Annotated in this window: 3 protein-coding genes; 1 reads left to right on the forward strand and 2 read right to left on the reverse strand. The window is 69.7% G+C overall.

Going from position 1 to position 1,315, the window contains the following annotated elements; genetic code table 11:
- Together Q1K57_RS02250 and Q1K57_RS02255 are read right to left on the reverse strand one after the other, a co-directional pair.
- The coding region (locus tag Q1K57_RS02250; RefSeq protein WP_300078549.1) for a hypothetical protein at positions 1-351 on the reverse strand (351 nt) is incomplete at its 3' end.
- A gap of 34 nt (positions 352-385) precedes the next feature.
- Positions 386-769 carry a hypothetical protein gene (locus Q1K57_RS02255; RefSeq protein WP_300078551.1) on the reverse strand — a complete coding sequence of 128 codons (384 nt, stop codon included), beginning with the start codon at positions 767-769 and terminating at the stop codon, positions 386-388.
- Positions 770-1,132: 363 nt separating this feature from the next.
- Here Q1K57_RS02255 and Q1K57_RS02260 point away from each other — a divergent pair.
- Positions 1,133-1,315 (forward strand): relaxase domain-containing protein (locus Q1K57_RS02260; RefSeq protein ID WP_300078553.1); only part of this gene is annotated, 183 nt, incomplete at its 3' end.

Raw genomic sequence — 1,315 nt, forward strand, 5'->3', positions numbered from 1 at the left:
CCGCCCGATCCAAGCCGGGGGCACGACGAGGTGGCGGCGTCCGGCCTGCCCGATGCCGGCGATCCGTCGACCGGTGACCAGGACGCGCACCCCCGGGTCGCCGGGGACCGCGAGTGGGGTCGAGGGGCGGCGCGCCCACCACACCAGGCGGATGATCGCCGATTCGGCGACGACCCCGGCAACCGTCCCGACGGCAACTACAGCCAGGACGCCCCTCGCTGCTGGGCCGGGCAGGGCTTCGATGACCAGCAGCCACACCACCGCGGCGATCACCACCCGCGGCAACTTTATGAGCACGCACGCTCGGCGGGGTTGGCCGCTTCGGAACGGGTAGTCCGTTGACGTCGTCATGATGGTCCTCCTCGACCTCCCGATGCTGGGGAAGCTACCGTTCGCCACTGACGGTTTCCCTCGCCGTCGGCCCGCCCGCCGGAGTGGTCGGGTGGGCAGCGAGCTTCACCAGCCGCGCGGCTTCCTTGTCGACGAGGTCGCACCATTGGGCTGCCTGCGCCAGGCTCAGGCCACTGGACGCCAACTCCTTCAGGGCCGCGCCCGCCCGCCGTTCGGCGTCCACGATCACTGCGTCGCGTTCGGCCAGCGCAGTCATCACGGTGGCCGACAGCTCCTCCTGCTTCTTGACCAGGTCCGCCCGCTGCTGCCGCAACCGGGCGACCCGTTCCGCCGCGCTCTTGCGTGCCTGCTGCCGGATCTCGTTCATCGCCATCGCTGTCGCCCCTCCCGCGCCGTCGGCCGGTTCCTTCTGGTTCACCCTCCTAACGGGACGCCGCCGAGCCTCGTGGACACCGGGAGACCCCAGCCAAGGACCTGCACCGCGACCACCTGAAGTATCCCGACCCCGCAATCACGCTCGCCGCCGTCGAGCCCCTCCGAGCCGGAGCCTTCAACCGAGCGCGTCACCACGCCCACTCACGTCCCCACAGTCGTTCGCCGACGACGACAACAAGCCCGTCCGACCCCCCTCGTAACCCCTCAACCTCGAGACCCGCACACCTGTTGCATCACCGGTTTGCCCTAGTCACGTGCCAGTTGCATCAGATGCAACCAAGGCACGTCCGAAGCAGTCGACGGACGCTGTCCGCCGAGGCATCCGGGGCCCCGTTAGGCGGGTGTGATGAGTCTGCACAAGCTGACCGCCGGGGACGGGTACGAGTATCTGACCCGGCAGGTGGCTGCGATGGACTCCACCGAGAAGGGCCACACCGGGCTGGCCTCGTACTACACGCAGAAGGGCGAAACGCCCGGCGTGTGGGTCGGTTCCGGGATGGCCGGCATCGAGGGTCTGGACGCCGGCGAC

It is taken from the genome of Propioniciclava sp. (assembly GCF_029977985.1).
Classification (GTDB): Bacteria; Actinomycetota; Actinomycetes; order Propionibacteriales; family Propionibacteriaceae; genus Propioniciclava.